The organism is Sinorhizobium medicae (genome assembly GCF_007827695.1).
Taxonomy (GTDB): domain Bacteria; phylum Pseudomonadota; class Alphaproteobacteria; order Rhizobiales; family Rhizobiaceae; genus Sinorhizobium; species Sinorhizobium medicae.
In genome coordinates this window covers 452,498-471,960 of sequence record NZ_VITA01000001.1, presented here as the reverse complement: position 1 = coordinate 471,960, position 19,463 = coordinate 452,498, and the positions used below count along the sequence as shown (strand labels likewise).

Here is a 19,463-nt window from a genome sequence, read left to right as displayed (position 1 = left end):
GTCCGCTATCCGCCGCTTCCCCGCACCCGGAGCAGCACGCGCTCGAGCGCGTCCGTGAGGGCGCGGTGCCCGCCGCCGCGGTCGAAATCGATCAAGACCTGTTCGTTCAACCCACCGGGTGTCGAAAACGCGCGGGAGAGCACGTCGAGCGGCGTCTCGCCGTCCCTGACCGCCCTTTGCGCGAGACTTGCGAAGAGGGGCGCGAGATACGCACGCGCCTTATCCCGGCCGACGCCTTTCTCGGCAAACCAGCCGGTCGCCCGGTCGAGAATGCCGAGATAGGTCGCCATCAGGGCGCTTGCGACGGCAAGCAGGTCGTATTCCTCCTTGGTTTCGCATTCGACGGGCGTGCCGAGCGCTTCAAAGATCGCGGCAATATCGCGGCTGGGTGGAAAGATTGCCGTCACGCCCTCGCGCTCGGCGACGAAGGGCAGGGGGATCGCCTGGGTGAGGTCAACCTCCTCGTCTATCCAGCTAAGGAGCCTCGAGCGGTCGGTCGCGGCGATGACGCTGACGACCGTCTGACCTTTCCGGAATCGGAGCCTCGGAATCACCTCTTCCGCAATCTGCGGACGAACGGCCAGGAACAGCACGTCGGATGCGTCGACGGCCTCCTGATTGTCCCTCGCGATCCGCACGAGCGGGAAGCGGCCGGCCAGCCGGGCGGCGATTTCCGCGTTGCGTGGCGAGACGAGGATTTCGGCGATGCCGAGCCCCGAGCCGATCATACCGGTGACCATCGCTTCGGTGATGGCGCCGGTGCCGATGAAGCCGATATGCATTCAACCCTCCTTGATTCGTCGGACGATATTAATGCATGCCGCGCCAAGTGCTACGCCACGTCGCATCGAGCAAAGCAGGATATCCGGCGTCCTAAATGCGATGGAAGCTAGATACACGTTGATTGAGGCGGTACTGAACTCCGCGCACAGTAGAGGATATTTATTCATATATGTAGATTACATATAATATTGCACAAGAAAAACCGGGCGGAAGGTGGGCTATTTCAAGGAAATCGCACCGGAATTTTTTCCGAAAATATATAGAATCATAACCATAATAAATGCATATTTACATTTGTTACGTTAGGGAGCAGGATGTAAATCTTGATTGTAACTGTCTCATGATTAAAGCGTGGGCCTGCAACGATCCCGCTAATCAACCGATCAGAGGGGATAAACGCATGAATTTCGAACAGATTGTCGAGCGGTCAAAGCCATATGCGATCGGCCTTGTCGTAGGACTAATTGCTGCGCCCATCGTCGGGTTCAATGCGGGGTGGATCACAACCACCACGGCCAGTCAGAAGGCGGTGGAAACTGCCAGGGTGGATGCGCTCACGGGGATCTGCTCAAGCGCCGCAGGGCGAATGGCAACCGCCAGCAGCACGGATCTGGCCGCGCTCAAGGGCTATGACAATCGTGCGAAACGCGACGAGCTGGTCGCAGTCATCATGGCCGATTTTCAGGTTCCAGAGGATATCCTCGACAAGATCAGCACGAACTGCAGCCGCTCGCTTTCGTAAAGCACGGTGGACGCCGGGCCTTCCGGCGTCTCAACCAACGGCAATCAGGAGGTCGCCATGAGAAATCTCATTCCCGCTCGCCTCTATACCTACGATTTCACCCGCCTATACGTATTTCTCGCGTTCACTCTGGCGATTGCGGTGATTGTCTATGCCGCACTGTTCGGGCGCATTCTGTAGCCGACCGACCATCGAGCATCGGCTCAGAGTGTGCCGGTTCGCCAGTGAGTCTGGCGCCCGGCGCTCGATTTTGCTTCCTTGGGCTCAGCGTTTCTGCTTGCCACCCTGTGGGCTGCTCTTCGCGGCTTCCTTGATCTGGTTGGCGAAGCTCGTCTCTACCTTCACCGGCGACTTTTCCTGTTTCGGCTTCCGCGCCTCGCGGTTGCTTCTCACTTGTCCTTTAGCCATGGATTCGATCCTTTACGGCATTGAAATTGATGCAAGCCGGCCCGCAATGAGACGCGGGCCGAGCAGATTCAGACATCAAGCATGCGCTCAAATGAGACGGTCGTCATCAACCGTTTGAGGTGCACGCCGTGCGGGCTCTGCGCCGGGCTGCTTATTTTCTTCCTTCGCCGCTTCGCGCACTTGCTTGGCACTCTTGCTTTCGACTTCCTTCAGCGTTGGCTGAGGGTCGGGCTTTCTTTCGAAACGGATCATCGTTCATCCTCCTGGTTGACAGATTGGGAGCGCTCCAACAAACGCTTGGTGGCTTTCACCCCCGAGCTTCGATCAGTATCCTCTCCCGCCCATCGCGCCGTTTCCGGCATTTTGAGCGGCGTTTTTCTCTGGGATATCGGCGACCATGGCTTCGGCGGTGATCAGGAGTGCGGCAATCGAGCCGGCGTCCCGCAAGGCTGTCCGCACGACCTTGGCGGGATCGACGATCCCGGCCTTGATCATATCCACATAGGTTTCCGTCTGCGCATCGAAGCCCTGGTTCTGGTCGCTGCTGTCGACGAGTTTTCCGATGACGATCGAGCCTTCGACGCCGGCATTGTCGGCGATCTGCCGGATTGGTGCCTCCAGTGCCTTGCGCACGATCGCGATGCCTGCGGTAATCTCGGGGTTCTCGCCGGTGAGACTGGCAAGCGCCGATTTCGCACGCAACAACGCCACGCCGCCGCCGGCAACGATGCCTTCCTCGACTGCCGCGCGGGTGGCGTTCAGGGCATCGTCGATGCGGTCCTTCTTTTCCTTGACTTCAAGCTCGGTCGCGCCGCCGACGCGAATTACCGCGACGCCGCCGGTGAGCTTCGCCAGCCGCTCCTGCAGCTTCTCCTTGTCGTAGTCGGATGTCGTCTCTTCGATCTGCGCCTTGATCTGGCTGATGCATGCCTGGATGGAGGCCTTATCCCCGGAGCCGTCGATGATCGTGGTCGTGTCTTTCTCGATCAGCACCCGCCTGGCGCGGCCAAGCATATCGAGCGTAACGTTTTCGAGCTTGATGCCGATATCTTCGGAAATCATCTGGCCGGCGGTCAGAACGGCAATGTCCTGCAGTATGGCCTTGCGGCGGTCGCCGAAGCCCGGCGACTTCACGGCGGCGATCTTCAGACCTCCCCGCAACTTGTTGACGACGAGCGTCGTCAACGCTTCGCCTTCCACGTCTTCGGAGATGATGAGCAAAGGCTTGCCGCTCTGCACTACGGCCTCAAGGATCGGCAGCATGGTCTGCAGGTTGCCGAGCTTCTTCTCGTGAATGAGGATGTAGGGATCGTCCAGTTCCACGCGCATCTTCTCGGCATTGGTCACGAAGTACGGCGATAGATATCCGCGGTCGAACTGCATGCCTTCGACGACGTCGAGTTCGGTATCGGCGGTCCTGGCTTCTTCGACGGTAATGACACCCTCGTTGCCGACCTTCTCCATCGCCCCTGCGATCATCTCGCCGACGCTGGCGTCGCCATTGGCGGCGATCGTGCCGACCTGTGCTATCTCGCTCGACGAATTGACCTTCGTGGCGCGCAGCTTGATTTCCGCGAGGACCGCGGTAACGGCGAGGTCGATACCGCGCTTAAGATCCATCGGGTTCATGCCCGCCGCGACCAGCTTGGCGCCTTCGCGGAAGATGGACGCGGCAAGCACAGTCGCCGTCGTGGTGCCGTCGCCGGCAAGATCATTGGTCTTTGATGCCACTTCGCGCACCATCTGCGCGCCCATGTTCTCGAACTTGTCTTCAAGCTCGATTTCCTTGGCGACGGAGACGCCGTCCTTGGTGATTCGTGGTGCGCCATACGACCTGTCGATGACGACGTTGCGGCCCTTCGGGCCGAGCGTCACCTTGACGGCATTGTTGAGCAATTCCACGCCGCGAAGCAGGCGATCGCGGACTTCGGTGGAGAAGATGATTTCTTTGGCGGACATTGTCTTTGACCAGTTCGGGCTTGAGATATGGAAAAGGAATTCGGCGAGTCAGGCGACATTGGCGGCGGTCGCCATGGTCTTCTCGACGATGCCCATTATGTCGGCTTCCTTCATGATAAGCAGGTCTTCGCCAGCGATCTTGACCTCTGTTCCGGACCATTTGCCGAACAGGATCGTATCGCCGGCCTTGACGTCGAGCGGGATCAGCTTTCCGCTTTCGTCGCGGGAGCCGGGACCGACGGCGATCACTTCGCCCTGCTGGGGCTTTTCCTTGGCGGTGTCGGGAATGATGATCCCGCCCTTGGATTTGGTGTCACCTTCCGCGCGTCGGATGACGACGCGGTCGTGGAGAGGGCGGAATGTCATTGAAATCTTTCTGCGGCCCGCGCGTAGGGCGGCTGCAACTTTTAAATAGCATCGAAAGCACTCGATTGATAGGAGTGCCAGAAAATATTATTGGAAAATAAATAGTACGCCGAAATAATATTGGAGTGTTTTGCGACGACACTGACAGCACGACAATTGGCTCGTCGGATGTCCAGCGCGTTACGACATCGGCTGCGCAGCAAACGGCGTTCCAGCATATATTTCTTCCGCACGAAAGCATTGCATACCGCCTGCTCTACCGCAGCCGTTTTCCCTCTCCATCGAACACCAGCGCCGAGGCCGGATCGAAACGGGCAGCGAGGCGGTCGCCGGCCTTTAGTTCGCGGCCGTTCTTCGTTTCGACGACGATCAACGCGCCATTGCCATGGCGGGCATAGGCAAAGGTCTCGCCGCCGAGATGCTCCAGCATGTCGATGGTGAGATCGAGCACAGCCGGTCCGGCTTCATTGAAGTGCTCGGGCCGAAGGCCGATCGTCACCGGAGTATCCGGGGCTATCGCTTCGAGGCTTATCGGAATTTTCGAGCCTCCGTGGTCCGGCAGGCGCGCATAAGTCCGGCCTTCGACGATCTCGGTCGTTCCCTTCAGGAAATTCATCTTTGGCGAGCCAATGAAGCCGGCGACGAAGAGGTTGGCCGGATCATCATAGAGATTCAGGGGCGAGCCGATCTGCTCGACCACGCCGCCGCGCATGACGACGATCTTGTCGGCGAGCGTCATGGCCTCGACCTGATCGTGCGTCACGTAGACGATGGTGGTGGCGAGCTGCTTGTGCAGTCGCGCGATCTCGATGCGCATGTGCACGCGCAGTTCCGCATCCAGGTTCGAAAGCGGCTCGTCGAAGAGAAAGATCTTCGGATGGCGGACGATTGCCCGGCCGATCGCCACGCGCTGGCGCTGGCCGCCGGAAAGCTGCTTAGGCTTGCGGTCGAGCAGCGTCCCGAGTTCGAGGATATCGGCGGCTTCGTTCACCCGCTTCTCGATTTCGGCCTTGGGGACGCCGGCGAAGCGGAGCGCGAAGCCCATATTCTCGCGGACCGTCATGTGCGGATAGAGCGCATAGGACTGGAACACCATGGCGATACCGCGTTTGGACGGATCGACGTCGTTCATCCTGACCTCATCGATCGAAAGCTCGCCCGAAGTGATCTCCTCAAGGCCTGCGATCATCCGCAGAAGGGTCGACTTGCCGCAGCCGGACGGTCCGACGAAGACGACGAACTCGCCGGATTTTATGTCGAGATCGACGCCCTTGATGACCTCCAGGCCACCATAGGATTTACGAACCTGGCTGAGTTGGAGATTGCTCATGCGTTCCACTCTCCTTCCGCCATGGCGACGAGCTCGAGCTTCACCCCGCCGAGACGCGACGAAACCGCGGTAACGACGATGGCGCCGGCGGCTCCCGTCGACTCCAGCCAGAAGCCGGTGGAGCCGCCTTGGAAGACGAGGCGCGTAGGACCGACGACCCGCGCCGGACCATGCACCTCGATAGCCACGGCATCGTTCAGGAAGGGCAGGACGTTGCCGGCCTGGTCGAGCGCGCGCAGCATGATGCGGATGCTGTCGCGGCCTCCGGCGCGAAGCGTCTTTCCGTCCGCCTCGATCTCGAGTGTCGTCGGAACGGGGTCGGCGACCATGCGGCGACCGGCGACCGGCTTGCCGTCGATGAAGCCGGTAAATTCAGCGCTTTCCCACTTCATGCCCCAGACGCCGAGCTCGTCCTTGGTGAAGTGACGGTGATCGATCACGACGGGCGGGTGCGGCAAATGAGGATAGTTTTCTCGGTCCGGGCCGATACGCTTTACGAGCGAACCGTATTTCAGTTCCACCTCATCGCAATTCGTCAGCACGATCAGGGGGAGGACGCCACCTATATTGCGCTCGCCGCGCGCCCAGAAAGTGACGGGCTTCATCACCACTTCTTCGGACGGATCGCATTGGCTGGCATAGACATAGGCTGCGAATTTCGGTTCACGGAACATGTCCATGACGCCGTGATAGCAGATGCGGTCGCCGGAGCCGAAATCCTTATGAGTGTTGTAGTCGAACATGCACCAGCCGATCGCGCCGGAAATGCTCGGATCGCCATAGGCGGCGTTCAGCACCTCCAGATGCCGTCGCACGTGTTCGGCCTGCCGCTGCTCCTGATCGTAGATCTTTGTCGGATACATATGGCCGCCGAACTCGGTGATGAGATAGGGCACCTTACGGGAAAGCCCGGTGCATTCCTGCTGCGGGCGGAGCGCCGTGCGCGGGCGGTTCGAGCCCGGCAGTTCCTCGTTGCCGAGGATGAAGTCGTTCATCGTGTAGACATCTTCCAGAAACTCGCTGTCGGTGATGTAACGAACGCCGCCGGTCTGCCGCGTCGGATCGAGCTCGCGCGCAAGCCGGTTGGTCTTCGCGTAGAAGTCGTGGGAATCCTGTGACTCGTTGATGCGCACGCCCCAGATGACGATCGAGGGATGGTTCCAGTCACGCTCGATCATGCGGGCCACGTTCAGGATCGCCTCCTCTTTCCAGGCCTCGCCGCCTATATGCTGCCAGCCTGGAATTTCCTCGAAGACGAGCAGGCCGATTCGGTCGCAATGGTCGAGGAACCACTTCGACTGCGGGTAGTGCGACGTGCGGACGAGGTTGCAATGAAGGGTGTGCTTCATGATTTCCGCGTCGCGCTCCTGGGCGGTGCGCCCCATTGCGTAGCCGACATAGGGGAAGGACTGATGACGGTTGAGGCCGCGGATCTTCAGCAGACGGCCGTTGAGCCGAAAGCCTTCGTTCGTGAACTCCGCGGTGCGGAAACCGAAATGCGCGGCGACGCGGTCGGACCCTCGGCCGGTCCTGAGTTCGACTTCGACCTCATAGAGCACCGGATCGTCGATGTCCCAGAGGGAGAGGCCTTTGAGGCCGTCCATCTGGACGGTGACGCCACCACCAGCCGTCTCGCCAGCCACCTCTGCCAGCACATCGCCGGCGGCATCCTTGAGGAGTGCCGATACGGTCCCGGTGAAGGAAAGGCCTTGCGGATTGGCTAGGTCGCAACGGACGGAGACGGTCCTGGCATCGGAGAGCACGTCGCGGGTCTCGATCTTGATATTGGCGATCGAAACGGGATCCGTGATCTTGAGCCAGACGTCGCGATAGATACCTGCAAAGGTGAGATAATCGATCCGCCCGCCGAACGGCGGTATCTCCGGGTTCTCACTACCGTCGATCTTTACGGTGATGAGATTGTCGCCCTCCCGAAGCCTGCCGGTCAGGCGCGCCTCGATCGGCGTATAGCCGTCCTTGTGCGCGACGATCTCTTCGCCGTTAAGATACACGACCGCATCGGCCATCGCCGCGTCGAAGACGAGGGAGACTTCGCGGCCGGAGAAGTCGGGCCGCCAGGCGAGGACCTTCTGATAGGTGAAGGCGCGCTGGTAGCATGTCTCGTCAAAATAGTTGAACGGCAGTTCGATGGCGTTGTGCGGAAGGCTGATCGGCTGCCCCGCCTGGAGCGTACCGGCGTCCGCCGCAGTGAAGCCCGCGGAGAAGACCCACGAATCGTTGAAGGAAGTAACAGAGCGCATCATCGTTCCTATTTGACTGAGCCCAGCATGCCCTGGACGAACTGGCGTTGCATGAAGAAGAAGACGGCAAGCGTCGGCAGCGTTGCGAGGATCGTGCCAACCATGACGACGCCGTAATCGGGGTAGTAGGCGGAGGCGAGTGAGGAAATGACCAGCGTGATCGTCTTTGTCTCGTTCGTCTGGAGCACGATCAGTGGCCAGAGATAGTTGTTCCAGGCGGTCATGAAGACGATGACGAAGGCAGCCGCATAGGTCGATCGCATGACCGGCACGTAGATGAAGAGGAAAATCTGCCATTCCTTAAGCCCGTCCACCTTTGCCGCGTCGCGCAGTTCCGACGGGAAGGCCTTGGTGCTCTGCCGGAAATAGAAAATGACGAAGGCCGAACCGATCGAGGGCAGGACGACGGCGATATGCGTGTTGATGAGACCCGCCTTGCCCATGATGACGAAGAGCGGGATCATCAGCGCAGCGAAGGGGATCATCAGCGTGAGCAGCATCGCCCGATAGACGCGCTCGCGGCCTCGCGAGCGGAACATCTCGAAGCCGTAGCCGGCAAGCGAGGAGACCGCGAGCGTGAGCACGGTTGCAAGGATGGCGATCTTTGCGGAATTCCAGAAGACGAGCGGTACGTTCACCAGCGTGAAGAAATTGCCGACATTGGTTGCAAAGGCTGCGCCCGGCAGGAGCTTTCCCTTGATGATATCGATCGACGAATTGGTTGCTCCCAGCACCATCCAGATAAAGGGGAAGATGGACAGAAAGGCCATCAGGCCGAGAAAGCCATAGGTGGCGGCGCTTGCCGCGAAGCGTCCAATTCCGTTCATCTGTCGCGTTCCCTTGCTGCGAAGAACTGCACGAAGGCGAGGAGCGCGACGAGGACGACGATGACATAGGAGACCGTCGCCGCATAACCCAGGTTCGGCATGAATCGGAAGGTCAGATTGTAGATGTACAGCGACAGCGTGAGCGTGGCGTTCGACGGGCCGCCCTTGCCCTCCGTCAGATTGTAGACCTCGTCGAAAAGCTGCAGCGTGCCGATCGTCGAAATGATGGTGGTGAAGAGAATGACCGGCTTCAGGAGCGGGATGGTCAGGTGCGTGAAGCGGGCCCAGGCCGGCACACCGTCGATCCGCGCCACCTCGTAGATCGACTTGTCGATGTTTTGAAGGGCGGCGAGATAGAAGATCATGTTGTAGCCGGTCCAGCGCCACGTGATGGCCAGAATGACGAGCACCTTCGCCCAGAAGGGATGCGTCAGCCACGGAATGGGCGAGGCGACCAGACCGATCGCCTGGAGCGTCGAATTGACGATGCCGTCGGTTGCGAACATGCCCTTGAAGAGCACCGAATAGGCGACCAGTGAACTGACGCAGGGGAGGAAAATCGCCGTACGGAAAAGCCCCCGGCCGACGAGTCGGGGATTGTTGAGGAGAGACGCCAGGATCAGCGCGAGCAGGATCATGATGGGCACCTGCACGACGAAATAGGTCATCGTGTTGGTGAGTGCCTTGATGAAGACCGGGTCGTTCCACAGACGGACGATGTTTGCGAAGCCGGCGAATTTCATGGTCATGCCGCGGCCGGACTGGAACGACATCCAGAGCGACCATGCGATGGGATAGATCATGAAAAGGGCGATCAGCCCAAGGGCCGGTGCAACGAACAGCCAGCCATTGACGTCATAATACCGGCCGATGCCGGCACGGCGTACGAGTGCCATCGTCAACCTCACCAAGGGAGTAGCAGGGGATACTGGCCGTGACTGGATCAAGCCACGGCCGGGTTCGCGGAAGTCGCCCTCGCGATTACTGGATCTGGCCGGCGATCTCGGCCTCGATCGCCTTCAGCACTTCGTCGACGGGCGTTCCCTGGGTGACGGCTGGGAGCTGCGCGGTAACGGCGAGATCCGCCTCATTGGTGAAGATGCCGTAATTGACCGAGGGAACCTTCGCCAGCCATTCGGAGAAGTTCTGCCAGACCTTCTCGCCGCCGAAGAAGGGGTCTGCGGCCTCGTAGGCCGCGCCGCCGCGGGCAGCGAGCAGCGAGCCGACCGCGCCGCGATCCTGGAGTATCTTCTGATAGAAATCGATGTCCTTGGCATAGATCTCGTTCAGGAAATCGATCGCTTCTGCCTTCTCCTCGGAGCTTTCGAGCACGTACCAGCTGGAGCCGCCGAGATTGGAGGCATGCGTGGCGCCTTCGATAGAGAGCGCCGGTATGGGGGCGACGCCCCAGTTGCCGGACTGGTCCGGTTGCGCCTTGACGGTGCCGGTGATCCAGACGCCGGTGACGACGGTCGCGACATCGCCGGAGCTGAAGGTACCGACCCAGTCGGACCAGCCGTTGGCAGGCTTGTAGATATTGGCCTGCATGATCTTGCCGATGGTTTCGAGGGCTGCCTTCAGCGCCGCGTTGCCGGTGATGTTCGGCTTGCCTTCCTTGTGGAAATACCATTGCCCGGCCGACTGCATGATGATGCGGACGAGGCCGGCGTCGTTGGGATCGAGGCCCATCATCTTCTTGCCGGTCTTTGCCTCGACCTGCTTGCCGATCTCGATGAAACGATCCCAGGTGAGATCCTGCATGTCCTCCGGCTTGAAGCCTGCGGCTTCGAGATAATCCTTGCGGTAATAGAGCCCGGTGACGCCGGAATCGAAGGGCATTCCGTAGACTTCACCATCGAGGGTCATCAGCTCGACCTTGTAGGGGGCGAAACCGGAGTAATCGACGGTGCCGGAGAGCGGCGCAAAGGCGCCCGGAAAGGATTGCAGGTATTTCTGCGCGCCGTAATCCTCGATGAGAACGATGTCGGGAAGCGCGTCGGCGGTGCCGGAGGAAAGGCCGGTCTGCAGCTTCTGCTCGACGTCGAGCTTGGCGAAGTCGACGATGTTGAAGGTGACGTCTGGATGCGTCTTCGTGTAGCGGTCGCCCGCCTCCTTCATGATCGCGACGTTGAAGTTCGGGTCCCAGCACCAGATGGTGATTTCCTTGGCCTGCGCCGCAGACACGCCCAGAAAGCTCGCGCCTGCGAGAGCGAGAGCAGCGATACGCGGCAGATAGGCACGCGCCTGAATGTCCATTGTTTCCTCCCGAAAATGTGTTCCCTGAGACAGTCCTCTCTGTCTCGAGCGGGAAGTATTTCCCAAAACGCAAGGCGATGCAATATTTTCAGTAAATTTTTACCTGCCGCGGTTTTTTTCAAAGGGCTTACCGCCTTGGGTGGGGGCGTTCGCGGCAACAGCCAGAGTGAACGGAGGGCGCTTGGGAACGCGCAACCTGGCGGATTTTGCCACGACCGGGCTTGAGTTGATTTCACCCTGGGACTTCTGAGGCGGAACTTGCGGGCACCATATGCTCTGCCGGGTTTGCAGCCCCGGTTGGTGCCGGTGTGCTTGCGCGCCAGATGATTTCGGTACCAAAGACCACCTTCTTGGCGACCTCGCGGCCGGACAGGCGTTCGACCAGCAGGTCGACGGCGGTTTCGCCGATCAGTTCCGCCGGGATCTTAACCGTGGAAAGCGGCGGCCCGAGAAACTGCGCGACCGGAATGTCGTTGAAGCTTGCGACTGCGACATCATCAGGAATCCTGAGCCCCATCTCGTTGATCGCCCTATAGGCGCCGAGCGCCATATTGTCGTTGCAGGTGATGAGGATCTTCGGCGGATTGGGCTTCGACAGCATCGCCTTGGCAAGCCTGTAGCCGCTGTCCGGAGTCATCGGATCGACCAGGCACAATTCCGGATCAAAGAGCCCGGTTTTGGTCATCCAGTCGATATAGGTGTGGCAGCGACGCTCCGAATGAATGTTGTCCGGCCCGTAGAAAGCGTCGATCCAACCGATGAATCCGATGCGGCGATAGCCCATGGCATGCACCGCCTCCAGGAGCCGGATCATCGCCTGGGAGACGTCGCTGAGTACCGTGTCTTCCATGTCTCCGGCGGGCGCATAATCGGCAAACACGAGATGGCGGCTGTGGCGGCGCAGCCATTCGAGCTCGTCGCCGTAATAGTGACCGACGGCCACCACGCCCGAGGCGCCTTCAAGGATCGTCGCTTCAGGAGTGTTGCCGGTGAGAAAGACCTTGACCACATCGCTGTTCAGGGCCTGACAGCGGCTTTCGATGCCGAGCCGGACGCCGACATAATAGGGGTCGGCGAGTTCCTGGGCCGGGTCTAGGAAGTGCACGAGCGCGATCTTCAATCCGCTGCCGACTGCCTGAGCCGCGGCACGGTTGCGGTTGCGCGGCGTCGCATAGTTCAAAGCCTCGGCCGTTTCGATGATCGCCTGGCGTTTCCTGGTGGAAATGGACAGTGTCGGATCATAGTTGAGCACCCGGGAGACGGTTGCTGACGACACGCCGACGGCCGATGCGATTTCCTTGATTGTGACCATTCAGTTCCGTCCCGTCCGTCTGCCATACCGCGCTGGAGTATGTTTAGTAAATTTTTATTGTGGTTTTATCAACCGCGAGCGAGCTTGCTCACGGATGCGTCGACTCCGCCTGGGCGGCCTGTCGCAGGCACGCTCGCATACATGCCGGTGGTGCGGAACTCGGTCGGGCTCGCACCGAAAACGCGGCGGAAGACCTTGGCGAAATAGTTGGGATCTTCGAAGCCGGACAGGATGGCGACCTCCTTGACCGGCAGATCCGCGGTCTTGGTCAGCAGCTTCACTGCTCTTTGCAGGCGCTTCTGCAGCACGAATTCCGCCGGCGGCATGCCTTCGCTCGCGGCGAAGACGCGGGAGAAATGGGCACGGCTCAAACCTGAGATGCCCGCGAGTTCCTCGACGGGAAGCGGCTTGTCGAGGTTGCTTAGGATATGATCGATCACGTGCTGCATCTTGCGGTATTCGTCACTCAGGACCGGATGCGATCCGAAGACATCGTCATAGAGGGCCATCGCCGCCTCATAGGCGATCGCCGAGGCGCTCCCCGGGGTCTCGCCGCCGGTGATGAGGCGCAGGCTGCAGTCAGCCAGGTGTTCGATGGTTTCCGGCTGCAGCTTGAGCACCGGACCGGTGACGGCGAGAATCGCGCGGTGGATGCGCAGCGCCTCTTCGCCGTTCATGGAAATCCAGAAGAACTCCCATCGCCCGCCGTCCTCCAGCCAGTAGCGATGGTTGTGGGGGACGAGCAGGAGCAGCGTCTCACCCGGGCTCACGCGGAAGCTGCGGCTTTCGTAACGCAGATTGCCGGCCCCGCCGATCGTGTGCTGCAGGACGGTGAAGGGCGTCTGGCCGCGCTTGCGCCCGTCCCAATCGTAGCTCGCGTCAGTCCTGATCTCATAGCCGGTACTGGTCGGCATCGTATGCAGGCTTTGGCGTCCGCGCGGCAGAGAAACGGTCCGCATTGCCGGTCCACGATCCATCAGATGCCGCAGCACAGAATTACCCATGAAAGCACAATACCTCTCTAGTCGCGCATTCGATTATACACATAATGCCCACGGACGACGCAAGACATGCATGTATCGTGGCGTTGACGCGGGCTTGGAGAGAAGGACGCCTCATCGCTGGTTCAGACCGGATCAATGAACCGATTTTACCCTTTTAGCGCGATTGGCGCAGCCTGAGGAGGAATAGCAGGGCCATGGCAAGCTTCAAGATCGCCATTATCGGCGCCGGCAGCATCGGCTTCACCAAGAAGCTCTTCACGGACATTCTTTCCGTGCCGGAGCTTCGCGACGTCGAGTTTGCCCTGACGGATCTGAGCGAGCACAACCTCGCGATGATCAAGTCTATCCTCGACCGGATTGTGGAGGCCAACAAACTCCCCACCCGGGTGACGGCAACCACCGACCGCCGCAGGGCACTTGAGGGCGCGCGCTATATCATCAGCTGCGTGCGTGTCGGCGGCCTCGAAGCCTATGCCGACGATATCCGGATACCGTTGAAATATGGCGTCGATCAATGCGTCGGCGACACGATCTGTGCTGGCGGCATTCTTTATGGCCAGCGCAACATTCCGGTGATCCTCGATTTCTGCAAGGACATCCGCGAGGTGGCAGAGCCCGGCGCGAAGTTCCTGAACTATGCCAATCCGATGGCGATGAACAGCTGGGCGGCGATCGAATACGGCAAGGTCGACACGGTCGGGCTCTGCCATGGCGTCCAGCACGGAGCCGAGCAGATCGCGGAGATTCTCGGCGCCGGGGAGGGTGAGCTCGACTACATCTGCTCCGGCATCAACCACCAGACCTGGTTCGTGGATATTCGCCTTGGCGGCCGCAAAATCGGCAAGGACGAACTCGTCGCCGCCTTCGAAGCGCATCCGATTTTCTCGCAGCAGGAGAAGCTCCGCATCGACGTGTTGAAGCGTTTCGGCGTCTATTCAACCGAAAGCAACGGCCATCTTTCGGAATACCTCCCCTGGTACCGCAAGCGTCCCGACGAGATTTCGAGATGGATCGACATGTCGGATTGGATCCACGGCGAGACCGGCGGATATCTCCGCTATTCGACCGAGACCCGCAACTGGTTCGAAACGGAATACCCGCGCTTCCTCGAAGAGGCGAGCCGGCCGCTGGCGACGATCAAGCGCTCGAACGAACATGCAAGCCGCATTCTGGAAGCACTCGAGACGGGACGCGTCTATCGCGGCCACTTCAATGTCAAGAACAACGGCGTAATCACCAACCTCCCGGCGGATGCGATAATCGAGTCTCCGGGCTTCGTCGACCGCTTCGGCATAAATATGGTGGCGGGCATCACCTTGCCGGAGGCCTGCGCGGCCACCTGCATTGCCTCGATCAACGTCCAGCGCATGTCGGTTCATGCGGCAATCACGGGCGACATCGATCTCCTGAAGCTCGCCGTTCTGCACGACCCGCTGGTCGGCGCTATCTGCACGCCGGAGGAGGTCTGGCAAATGGTGGATGAAATGGTCGTCGCCCAGGCCGAATGGCTGCCGCAATATGCCCATGCGATCGACGCGGCCAAGGAAAGGCTCGCCCGCGCCACCGTCGCTACGCGGGAGTGGAAGGGTGCAGCGCGCCGCGAGGTGCGCTCGATCGAGGAAATCCGCGCGGAAAAGGAAGCGGCGAAGCTGCGTGCCGCCGGGTAGGTCTATCCCGGCCTGCGAGCTGCCTCTCATCCGGCCTGGCGCCACCTTCTTCCCGCATGCGGGGAGAGGGCTGGGGTGAGGGGCAATCGCAGCCACTGGGGCTCACCACTTGGCGTTGGAATGACTGCGCAATGAAGACATGCAGTAGGAGGAGCGCCAGCCGCCCCGGCGTGGCGAAGACAGGAGGGAGAACCTGGGACAATGAAAACACATCGATCGAATAGAACGGCGTACCTGCTGATCGGCATATCCGCATTTGCCGTGCAGGCCTTCGCATCAGAGCCTACGATCGTGCCCGAACAGCCGCCATTCCCGGCGCAGGGCAAAATCACCTATGTATCCCGCGAATCCATTCTCGAGTTCAAGGCGCTGCCCGAGTACAGGGAGCCCGAATGGGTCACGGAGAAATTCGTCAAGGCCGGCAAGCTGCCGCCGCTATCCGAGCGCCTGCCGAAAGAACCGATGGTCTTCAAAGCAGGCAACATGCCGGACGGAATGGGCGTCTATGGCGATGTCATGCGCCATGTGATCGGCGGCCGGCCGGAAGGCTGGAACTACAGTGCCGGCCAGACCCAGGGATGGGGCGGCATCGACATTGGAATGTTCGAGTGCCTGACCCGCACCGCACCGCTTTTCCAGGTCGAGGCGGACGACATGGAGCCGCTGCCGAACCTGGCGAAGAGCTGGGAATGGTCCGAGGACGGCCACAAGCTCACCATGCATCTGATCGAGGGCGCGAAATGGTCGGACGGCGATCCCTTCGACGCCGAAGACGTCATGTTCTATTGGGAGGACAATGTCCTCGATCCGAGCGTTTCGCCATTGAACGGCGCGACGCCCGAGACCTTCGGCGAGGGAACGACGCTGAAAGAGGTCGATAAATACACGGTCGAATGGACCTTCAAGGAGGCCTTCCCGCGTCAGCATCTTTTCGCAATGGCCTATGGCACCTTCTGCCCCGGCCCGTCGCACATCCTCAAGACCAAGCACCCGAAATATGCAGGCACGACCTATAACGAATACAAGAACGGCTTCCCGGCCGAATATCTGAATCTGCCGGTGATGGGCGGATGGGTACCAGTCGCCTACCGCCCGGATGATATCATCGTGCTGCGCCGCAACCCCTATTACTGGAAGGTCGACGAGGCCGGAAACCAGCTGCCCTACCTCAATGAGCTTCACTACAAGCTCTCGACCTGGGCCGACCGAGACGTGCAGGCAATCGCCGGATCGGGGGACTTCTCGAATCTGGAGCAGCCGGAAAACTTCGTTGAATCGCTGAAGCGAGCCGCCAATGAGAGCGCGCCGGCACGGCTTGCCTTCGGTCCGCGCGTCATCGGCTACAACATGCACATGAACTTCTCCGGCAATGGTTGGGGAGATCCCGATGAACGCGCCAAGGAGGTGCGTGAGCTGAATCGCAGCCTCGACTTCCGCAAGGCGGTCACCATGGCGGTCGACCGCAAGAAGCTGGGGGAAGCGCTGGTAAAAGGTCCCTTCACGGCGATCTATCCGGGCGGGCTTTCCTCCGGTACGAGCTTCTACGACCGGAACTCCACCATGTACTACCCCCACGATCTCGAAGGTGCGAAGGCCCTTCTTGAAAAGGTTGGACTGAAGGACACCGACGGCAACGGCTTCGTCAATTTTCCGGCCGACAAACTTGGCGGCCGCGACGTCGAAATCGTGTTGCTCGTCAATTCCGACTACAGCACCGACCGAAATCTTGCCGAAGGCATCGTCGGACAGATGGAAAAGCTCGGGCTCCGGATCGTTCTGAATGCGCTCGACGGCAAGCAGCGGGACGCGGCAAATTATGCGGGCCGCTTCGATTGGATGATTCATAGAAACACGGCGGAATTCGCTTCCGTTGTGCAGAACACGCCTCAGCTCGCCCCGACCGGCCCGCGCACCAGCTGGCATCACCGCGCTCCGGAAGGCGGCGAGGTCGACGCCTTGCCCCACGAGACGGAGCTCGTCGACATCGTCAACAAGTTCATCGCCAGCAACGACAATGACGAGCGCGCAGAGCTGATGAAGCAGTACCAGAAGGTGGCGACCACGAATGTCGATACCGTCGGCCTGACGGAATATCCGGGCGCGCTGATCATCAACAAGCGCTTCTCGAACATTCCTCCGGGCGCGCCGATCTTCATGTTCAACTGGGCGGAAGACACGATCATCCGCGAAAGGGTCTTCGTTGCCGCCGACAAGCAGGGCGATTTTGAGCTCTATCCCGAGCAGCTTCCCGGCAAGCCCGGCGAAAGCGGCCCGATCAACTGAAACTGAACCGCCCCTGCCGGCTCCGTAAAAGGAGGGGGCAGGGGTGCAAGCCCTTCAGGCCGCCGCGAGCCGGTGCAGGCATCGTCTCGCGGCACTCTAAGACAGAAGGAAACGGCATGTTCAGATTTCTGCTCGTCCGCATCGCCTCTGCCATTCCGGTGCTCCTCGTCTTGAGCGTGGTGACCTTCGGCATCATCCAGGCACCGCCCGGAGACTATAGCGACTACATCCGCTCGCAACTCATCAATCAGGGAGGCGCTTCTTTCGAGGAAGCCGACGCCCAGGCGCAAGCGTACCGCAAGGAGCACGGTCTCGATAGGCCGCTGCCTATCCAGTACGTCGACTGGATAACGGGCATCGTGACGCGCGGGGATTTCGGCCACAGCCTCTATTACAACAAGCCGGTCGCCGACGTCGTCGGCGAGCGTCTGCCGCGCACGCTGGCATTGGCGCTGGTCTGCCACATTCTTGCATCCGTGATCGGCATCGCCTTCGGTATCATCGCGGCGACGCGGCAATATTCCTGGATCGACAGCCTGCTTTCGACCATATCGTTCCTCGGAATGACGGTGCCGCGCTTCCTCATGGCGCTGATCATCGTCTATATTCTCGTCTTCCATTTCAATGTGAGCGAGATCAACAGCTTCCATTCGGCGCGCTACGGCGGGGCGCCCTGGTCCTGGGACAAATTCGTCGACCTGGTGAAGCATGTCTGGCCGGTCGTCGCGATCGCCACCTTCGGCGGGCTCGCTTACAACATGCGGGTGATGCGCGGCAATCTCCTCGATACGCTGAATGCGCAGTATGTCGAGACGGCGCGGGCCAAGGGACTGAGCGAGGGCGCGGTCGTCATGCGCCATGCGGTGCCGAATGCCCTTCATCCGCTGATCATGTATCAGGGCGTCGTGCTTCCTTACATGCTGACCGGGGAGATCGAGACTGCCATCATTTTCGCTTTGCCGACCGTCGGTCCGGCGATCGTGGGCTCCATGTGGGTAGGCGACGTCTATGTGACGGCGACTTTCATGCTGGTCCTTTCCGCAACGCTGATCGTCGGCAACATCATAGCCGACATGATGCTCGCCGCGCTCGATCCGCGCGTACGCATGCGTGGGGGGGCATACGCATGACCATCGAAGTAGGAAGTACGCTTCCGCTGGCCGTCGAACCCGAGGAAAAGCACCACCACGAGAGCTACTCCGCACTCGTATGGCGCCGATTGAAGCGCTCCTGGACCGGCCTGCTCGGCCTGATCCTCGTCTGCCTGCTGATCCTGATGGCCGTCTTTGCCGATTTCCTGTCGCCGGTGGATCCGAAGGTGACGGATGTCGCCTTCGCGCAGCCCCAGACGATCAGTTTCCGCGACAAGGACGGCAATTTCGTCTTTCCGCCGCGGAGCTATCCGGTGCGGGAGACGGAGGAACTCGATCCGATCACCTTCCAGCCGATCATCGGCCCCGACTACGAAAATCCACAGGTGCTGGGCTTCTTCGTCAAGGGCGCTCCGTACCGGCTCTTCGGGTTGATCCCGGCCGAGCGCCATCTCTTCGGCGCAGTCGACGGAACGCCGGTGCATCTGCTCGGCACCGACAAATTCGGCCGGGACGTACTGTCCCGTATTCTCTACGGATCGCGCATCTCGCTGATGATTGCGCTCACCGTTGTCTTCATCGTCACGGTGGTCGGCACGACGGTCGGCATGGTTTCCGGCTATTTCGGCGGTCGCTTCGACGCCTGGGTGCAGCGCTTCGTCGAACTCGTGCTCGCCTTTCCGCAATTGCCGCTTTATCTGGCGCTCGCCTCGCTGATTCCGGTTACAGCGCCGACCAACGTCTTCCTCGCCTTCGTCATCATCGTGATGTCGGCGCTCGGCTGGGCGCAGATGTCGCGCGAGGTGCGCGGCAAGACCCTGGCGCTTGCCCGGATCGAATATGTGCGGGCGGCGATCGCCATCGGCGCGACGGATCGGCGCATCATCTTCCAGCACATCTTCCCGAATGTGATGAGCCACGTCATCGTCGCCGTGACGCTCGCCATTCCGCAGGTGGTGCTGCTTGAATCCTTCCTCGGCTTCCTCGGCTTTGCGGTCAAGCCGCCGCTGATCTCCTGGGGGCTGATGTTGCAGGACACGGCCAATTATTCGGCGATCGGTTCCTATCCCTGGATCCTCTCGCCTGTCGCCTTCGTGCTCGTCACCGTCTTTGCCTTCAACGCGTTGGGCGACGGCTTGCGCGACGCAATCGACCCCTATTGAGGAGCACGCCG

The 19,463-nt window shown here is 60.5% G+C and carries 18 protein-coding genes and 1 pseudogene; 7 read left to right on the top strand and 12 right to left on the bottom strand.

What is annotated here, in order from left to right; genetic code table 11:
- Positions 1 to 5: 5 nt before the first annotated feature.
- A complete protein-coding gene (locus FB009_RS02360; RefSeq protein ID WP_024311061.1) occupies positions 6 to 782 on the bottom strand; it encodes a pyrroline-5-carboxylate reductase in 777 nt (258 codons plus the stop codon).
- A gap of 401 nt (positions 783 to 1,183) precedes the next feature.
- Here FB009_RS02360 and FB009_RS02355 point away from each other — a divergent pair, with 401 nt between their 5' ends.
- Entirely contained in the window at positions 1,184 to 1,525 is a 342-nt protein-coding gene (locus FB009_RS02355; protein ID WP_011969756.1) for a hypothetical protein, read from the top strand.
- 57 nt (positions 1,526 to 1,582) lie between these two features.
- On the top strand, positions 1,583 to 1,705 hold the full coding sequence (locus FB009_RS33640; RefSeq protein WP_024324659.1) for a hypothetical protein: 123 nt from the start codon (positions 1,583 to 1,585) through the stop codon (positions 1,703 to 1,705).
- A gap of 84 nt (positions 1,706 to 1,789) precedes the next feature.
- Here FB009_RS33640 and FB009_RS32625 read toward each other — a convergent pair whose 3' ends face one another.
- From FB009_RS32625 to FB009_RS02315, 9 genes are all read right to left on the bottom strand, one after another.
- On the bottom strand, positions 1,790 to 1,933 hold the full coding sequence (locus tag FB009_RS32625) for a hypothetical protein (RefSeq protein ID WP_018012354.1): 144 nt from the start codon (positions 1,931 to 1,933) through the stop codon (positions 1,790 to 1,792).
- An 87-nt stretch (positions 1,934 to 2,020) separates the two neighbouring features.
- Positions 2,021 to 2,185: a hypothetical protein gene (locus FB009_RS02350; RefSeq protein WP_011969757.1), complete on the bottom strand. Its 165-nt coding sequence runs from the start codon at positions 2,183 to 2,185 to the stop codon at positions 2,021 to 2,023.
- A gap of 72 nt (positions 2,186 to 2,257) precedes the next feature.
- On the bottom strand, positions 2,258 to 3,892 hold the full coding sequence (gene groL / locus FB009_RS02345; protein ID WP_127580637.1) for a chaperonin GroEL: 1,635 nt from the start codon (positions 3,890 to 3,892) through the stop codon (positions 2,258 to 2,260).
- 48 nt (positions 3,893 to 3,940) lie between these two features.
- Positions 3,941 to 4,258 (bottom strand): co-chaperone GroES, encoded by a 318-nt coding sequence (locus FB009_RS02340; protein ID WP_018012355.1) that lies wholly within the window; start codon positions 4,256 to 4,258, stop codon positions 3,941 to 3,943.
- Between the two features lie 256 nt (positions 4,259 to 4,514).
- Positions 4,515 to 5,588 carry an ABC transporter ATP-binding protein gene (locus FB009_RS02335; RefSeq protein ID WP_018012356.1) on the bottom strand — a complete coding sequence of 358 codons (1,074 nt, stop codon included), beginning with the start codon at positions 5,586 to 5,588 and terminating at the stop codon, positions 4,515 to 4,517.
- A complete protein-coding gene (locus tag FB009_RS02330; protein ID WP_024311059.1) occupies positions 5,585 to 7,849 on the bottom strand; it encodes a glycoside hydrolase family 2 protein in 2,265 nt (754 codons plus the stop codon). The genes FB009_RS02335 and FB009_RS02330 overlap by 4 nt, the downstream gene beginning before the upstream one ends.
- Before the next feature lie 8 nt (positions 7,850 to 7,857).
- On the bottom strand, positions 7,858 to 8,676 hold the full coding sequence (locus FB009_RS02325; RefSeq protein ID WP_018012358.1) for a carbohydrate ABC transporter permease: 819 nt from the start codon (positions 8,674 to 8,676) through the stop codon (positions 7,858 to 7,860).
- Complete coding sequence (locus FB009_RS02320; protein WP_011969762.1) at positions 8,673 to 9,572, bottom strand: carbohydrate ABC transporter permease; 900 nt, start codon at positions 9,570 to 9,572, stop codon at positions 8,673 to 8,675. The genes FB009_RS02325 and FB009_RS02320 overlap by 4 nt, the downstream gene beginning before the upstream one ends.
- A gap of 85 nt (positions 9,573 to 9,657) precedes the next feature.
- On the bottom strand, positions 9,658 to 10,932 hold the full coding sequence (locus FB009_RS02315) for an ABC transporter substrate-binding protein (RefSeq protein WP_145161419.1): 1,275 nt from the start codon (positions 10,930 to 10,932) through the stop codon (positions 9,658 to 9,660).
- Between the two features lie 142 nt (positions 10,933 to 11,074).
- Here FB009_RS02315 and FB009_RS02310 point away from each other — a divergent pair.
- A pseudogene (locus tag FB009_RS02310) lies at positions 11,075 to 11,182 on the top strand (type II toxin-antitoxin system VapC family toxin); the annotation flags it as partial.
- Here the strand turns inward: FB009_RS02310 and FB009_RS02305 are convergent.
- Both FB009_RS02305 and FB009_RS02300 read right to left on the bottom strand, forming a co-directional pair.
- Positions 11,165 to 12,244 carry a LacI family DNA-binding transcriptional regulator gene (locus FB009_RS02305; RefSeq protein ID WP_011969764.1) on the bottom strand — a complete coding sequence of 360 codons (1,080 nt, stop codon included), beginning with the start codon at positions 12,242 to 12,244 and terminating at the stop codon, positions 11,165 to 11,167. The pseudogene FB009_RS02310 and the gene FB009_RS02305 overlap by 18 nt on opposite strands.
- 68 nt (positions 12,245 to 12,312) lie before the next feature.
- Positions 12,313 to 13,248, bottom strand: a complete 936-nt coding sequence (locus FB009_RS02300) for an AraC family transcriptional regulator (protein WP_011969765.1) — start codon at positions 13,246 to 13,248, stop codon at positions 12,313 to 12,315.
- Between the two features lie 194 nt (positions 13,249 to 13,442).
- On the opposite strand from FB009_RS02300, the gene melA reads away from it, so the two are divergent.
- The 4 genes from melA (at position 13,443) to FB009_RS02280 (ending at position 19,452) form a co-directional block, all read left to right on the top strand.
- A complete protein-coding gene (gene melA, locus FB009_RS02295) occupies positions 13,443 to 14,915 on the top strand; it encodes an alpha-glucosidase/alpha-galactosidase (protein ID WP_024311057.1) in 1,473 nt (490 codons plus the stop codon).
- A 201-nt stretch (positions 14,916 to 15,116) separates the two neighbouring features.
- Positions 15,117 to 17,198, top strand: a complete 2,082-nt coding sequence (locus FB009_RS02290; RefSeq protein WP_011969767.1) for an ABC transporter substrate-binding protein — start codon at positions 15,117 to 15,119, stop codon at positions 17,196 to 17,198.
- Positions 17,199 to 17,314: 116 nt separating this feature from the next.
- Complete coding sequence (locus FB009_RS02285; protein WP_024311056.1) at positions 17,315 to 18,328, top strand: ABC transporter permease; 1,014 nt, start codon at positions 17,315 to 17,317, stop codon at positions 18,326 to 18,328.
- Positions 18,325 to 19,452 (top strand): ABC transporter permease, encoded by a 1,128-nt coding sequence (locus tag FB009_RS02280; RefSeq protein WP_011969769.1) that lies wholly within the window; start codon positions 18,325 to 18,327, stop codon positions 19,450 to 19,452. The genes FB009_RS02285 and FB009_RS02280 overlap by 4 nt, the downstream gene beginning before the upstream one ends.
- Positions 19,453 to 19,463 lie beyond the last annotated feature (11 nt).

What these genes read in the sequence shown, in the direction of transcription:
- FB009_RS02360 (WP_024311061.1), bottom strand. Translation starts at nt 782, where the DNA reads ATGCATATCGGCTTCATCGGCACCGGCGCCATCACCGAAGCGATGGTC.
- FB009_RS02355 (WP_011969756.1), top strand. Translation starts at nt 1,184, where the DNA reads ATGAATTTCGAACAGATTGTCGAGCGGTCAAAGCCATATGCGATCGGC.
- FB009_RS33640 (WP_024324659.1), top strand. Translation starts at nt 1,583, where the DNA reads ATGAGAAATCTCATTCCCGCTCGCCTCTATACCTACGATTTCACCCGC.
- FB009_RS32625 (WP_018012354.1), bottom strand. Translation starts at nt 1,933, where the DNA reads ATGGCTAAAGGACAAGTGAGAAGCAACCGCGAGGCGCGGAAGCCGAAA.
- FB009_RS02350 (WP_011969757.1), bottom strand. Translation starts at nt 2,185, where the DNA reads ATGATCCGTTTCGAAAGAAAGCCCGACCCTCAGCCAACGCTGAAGGAA.
- groL (WP_127580637.1), bottom strand. Translation starts at nt 3,892, where the DNA reads ATGTCCGCCAAAGAAATCATCTTCTCCACCGAAGTCCGCGATCGCCTG.
- FB009_RS02340 (WP_018012355.1), bottom strand. Translation starts at nt 4,258, where the DNA reads ATGACATTCCGCCCTCTCCACGACCGCGTCGTCATCCGACGCGCGGAA.
- FB009_RS02335 (WP_018012356.1), bottom strand. Translation starts at nt 5,588, where the DNA reads ATGAGCAATCTCCAACTCAGCCAGGTTCGTAAATCCTATGGTGGCCTG.
- FB009_RS02330 (WP_024311059.1), bottom strand. Translation starts at nt 7,849, where the DNA reads ATGCGCTCTGTTACTTCCTTCAACGATTCGTGGGTCTTCTCCGCGGGC.
- FB009_RS02325 (WP_018012358.1), bottom strand. Translation starts at nt 8,676, where the DNA reads ATGAACGGAATTGGACGCTTCGCGGCAAGCGCCGCCACCTATGGCTTT.
- FB009_RS02320 (WP_011969762.1), bottom strand. Translation starts at nt 9,572, where the DNA reads ATGGCACTCGTACGCCGTGCCGGCATCGGCCGGTATTATGACGTCAAT.
- FB009_RS02315 (WP_145161419.1), bottom strand. Translation starts at nt 10,932, where the DNA reads ATGGACATTCAGGCGCGTGCCTATCTGCCGCGTATCGCTGCTCTCGCT.
- FB009_RS02305 (WP_011969764.1), bottom strand. Translation starts at nt 12,244, where the DNA reads ATGGTCACAATCAAGGAAATCGCATCGGCCGTCGGCGTGTCGTCAGCA.
- FB009_RS02300 (WP_011969765.1), bottom strand. Translation starts at nt 13,248, where the DNA reads ATGGGTAATTCTGTGCTGCGGCATCTGATGGATCGTGGACCGGCAATG.
- melA (WP_024311057.1), top strand. Translation starts at nt 13,443, where the DNA reads ATGGCAAGCTTCAAGATCGCCATTATCGGCGCCGGCAGCATCGGCTTC.
- FB009_RS02290 (WP_011969767.1), top strand. Translation starts at nt 15,117, where the DNA reads ATGAAAACACATCGATCGAATAGAACGGCGTACCTGCTGATCGGCATA.
- FB009_RS02285 (WP_024311056.1), top strand. Translation starts at nt 17,315, where the DNA reads ATGTTCAGATTTCTGCTCGTCCGCATCGCCTCTGCCATTCCGGTGCTC.
- FB009_RS02280 (WP_011969769.1), top strand. Translation starts at nt 18,325, where the DNA reads ATGACCATCGAAGTAGGAAGTACGCTTCCGCTGGCCGTCGAACCCGAG.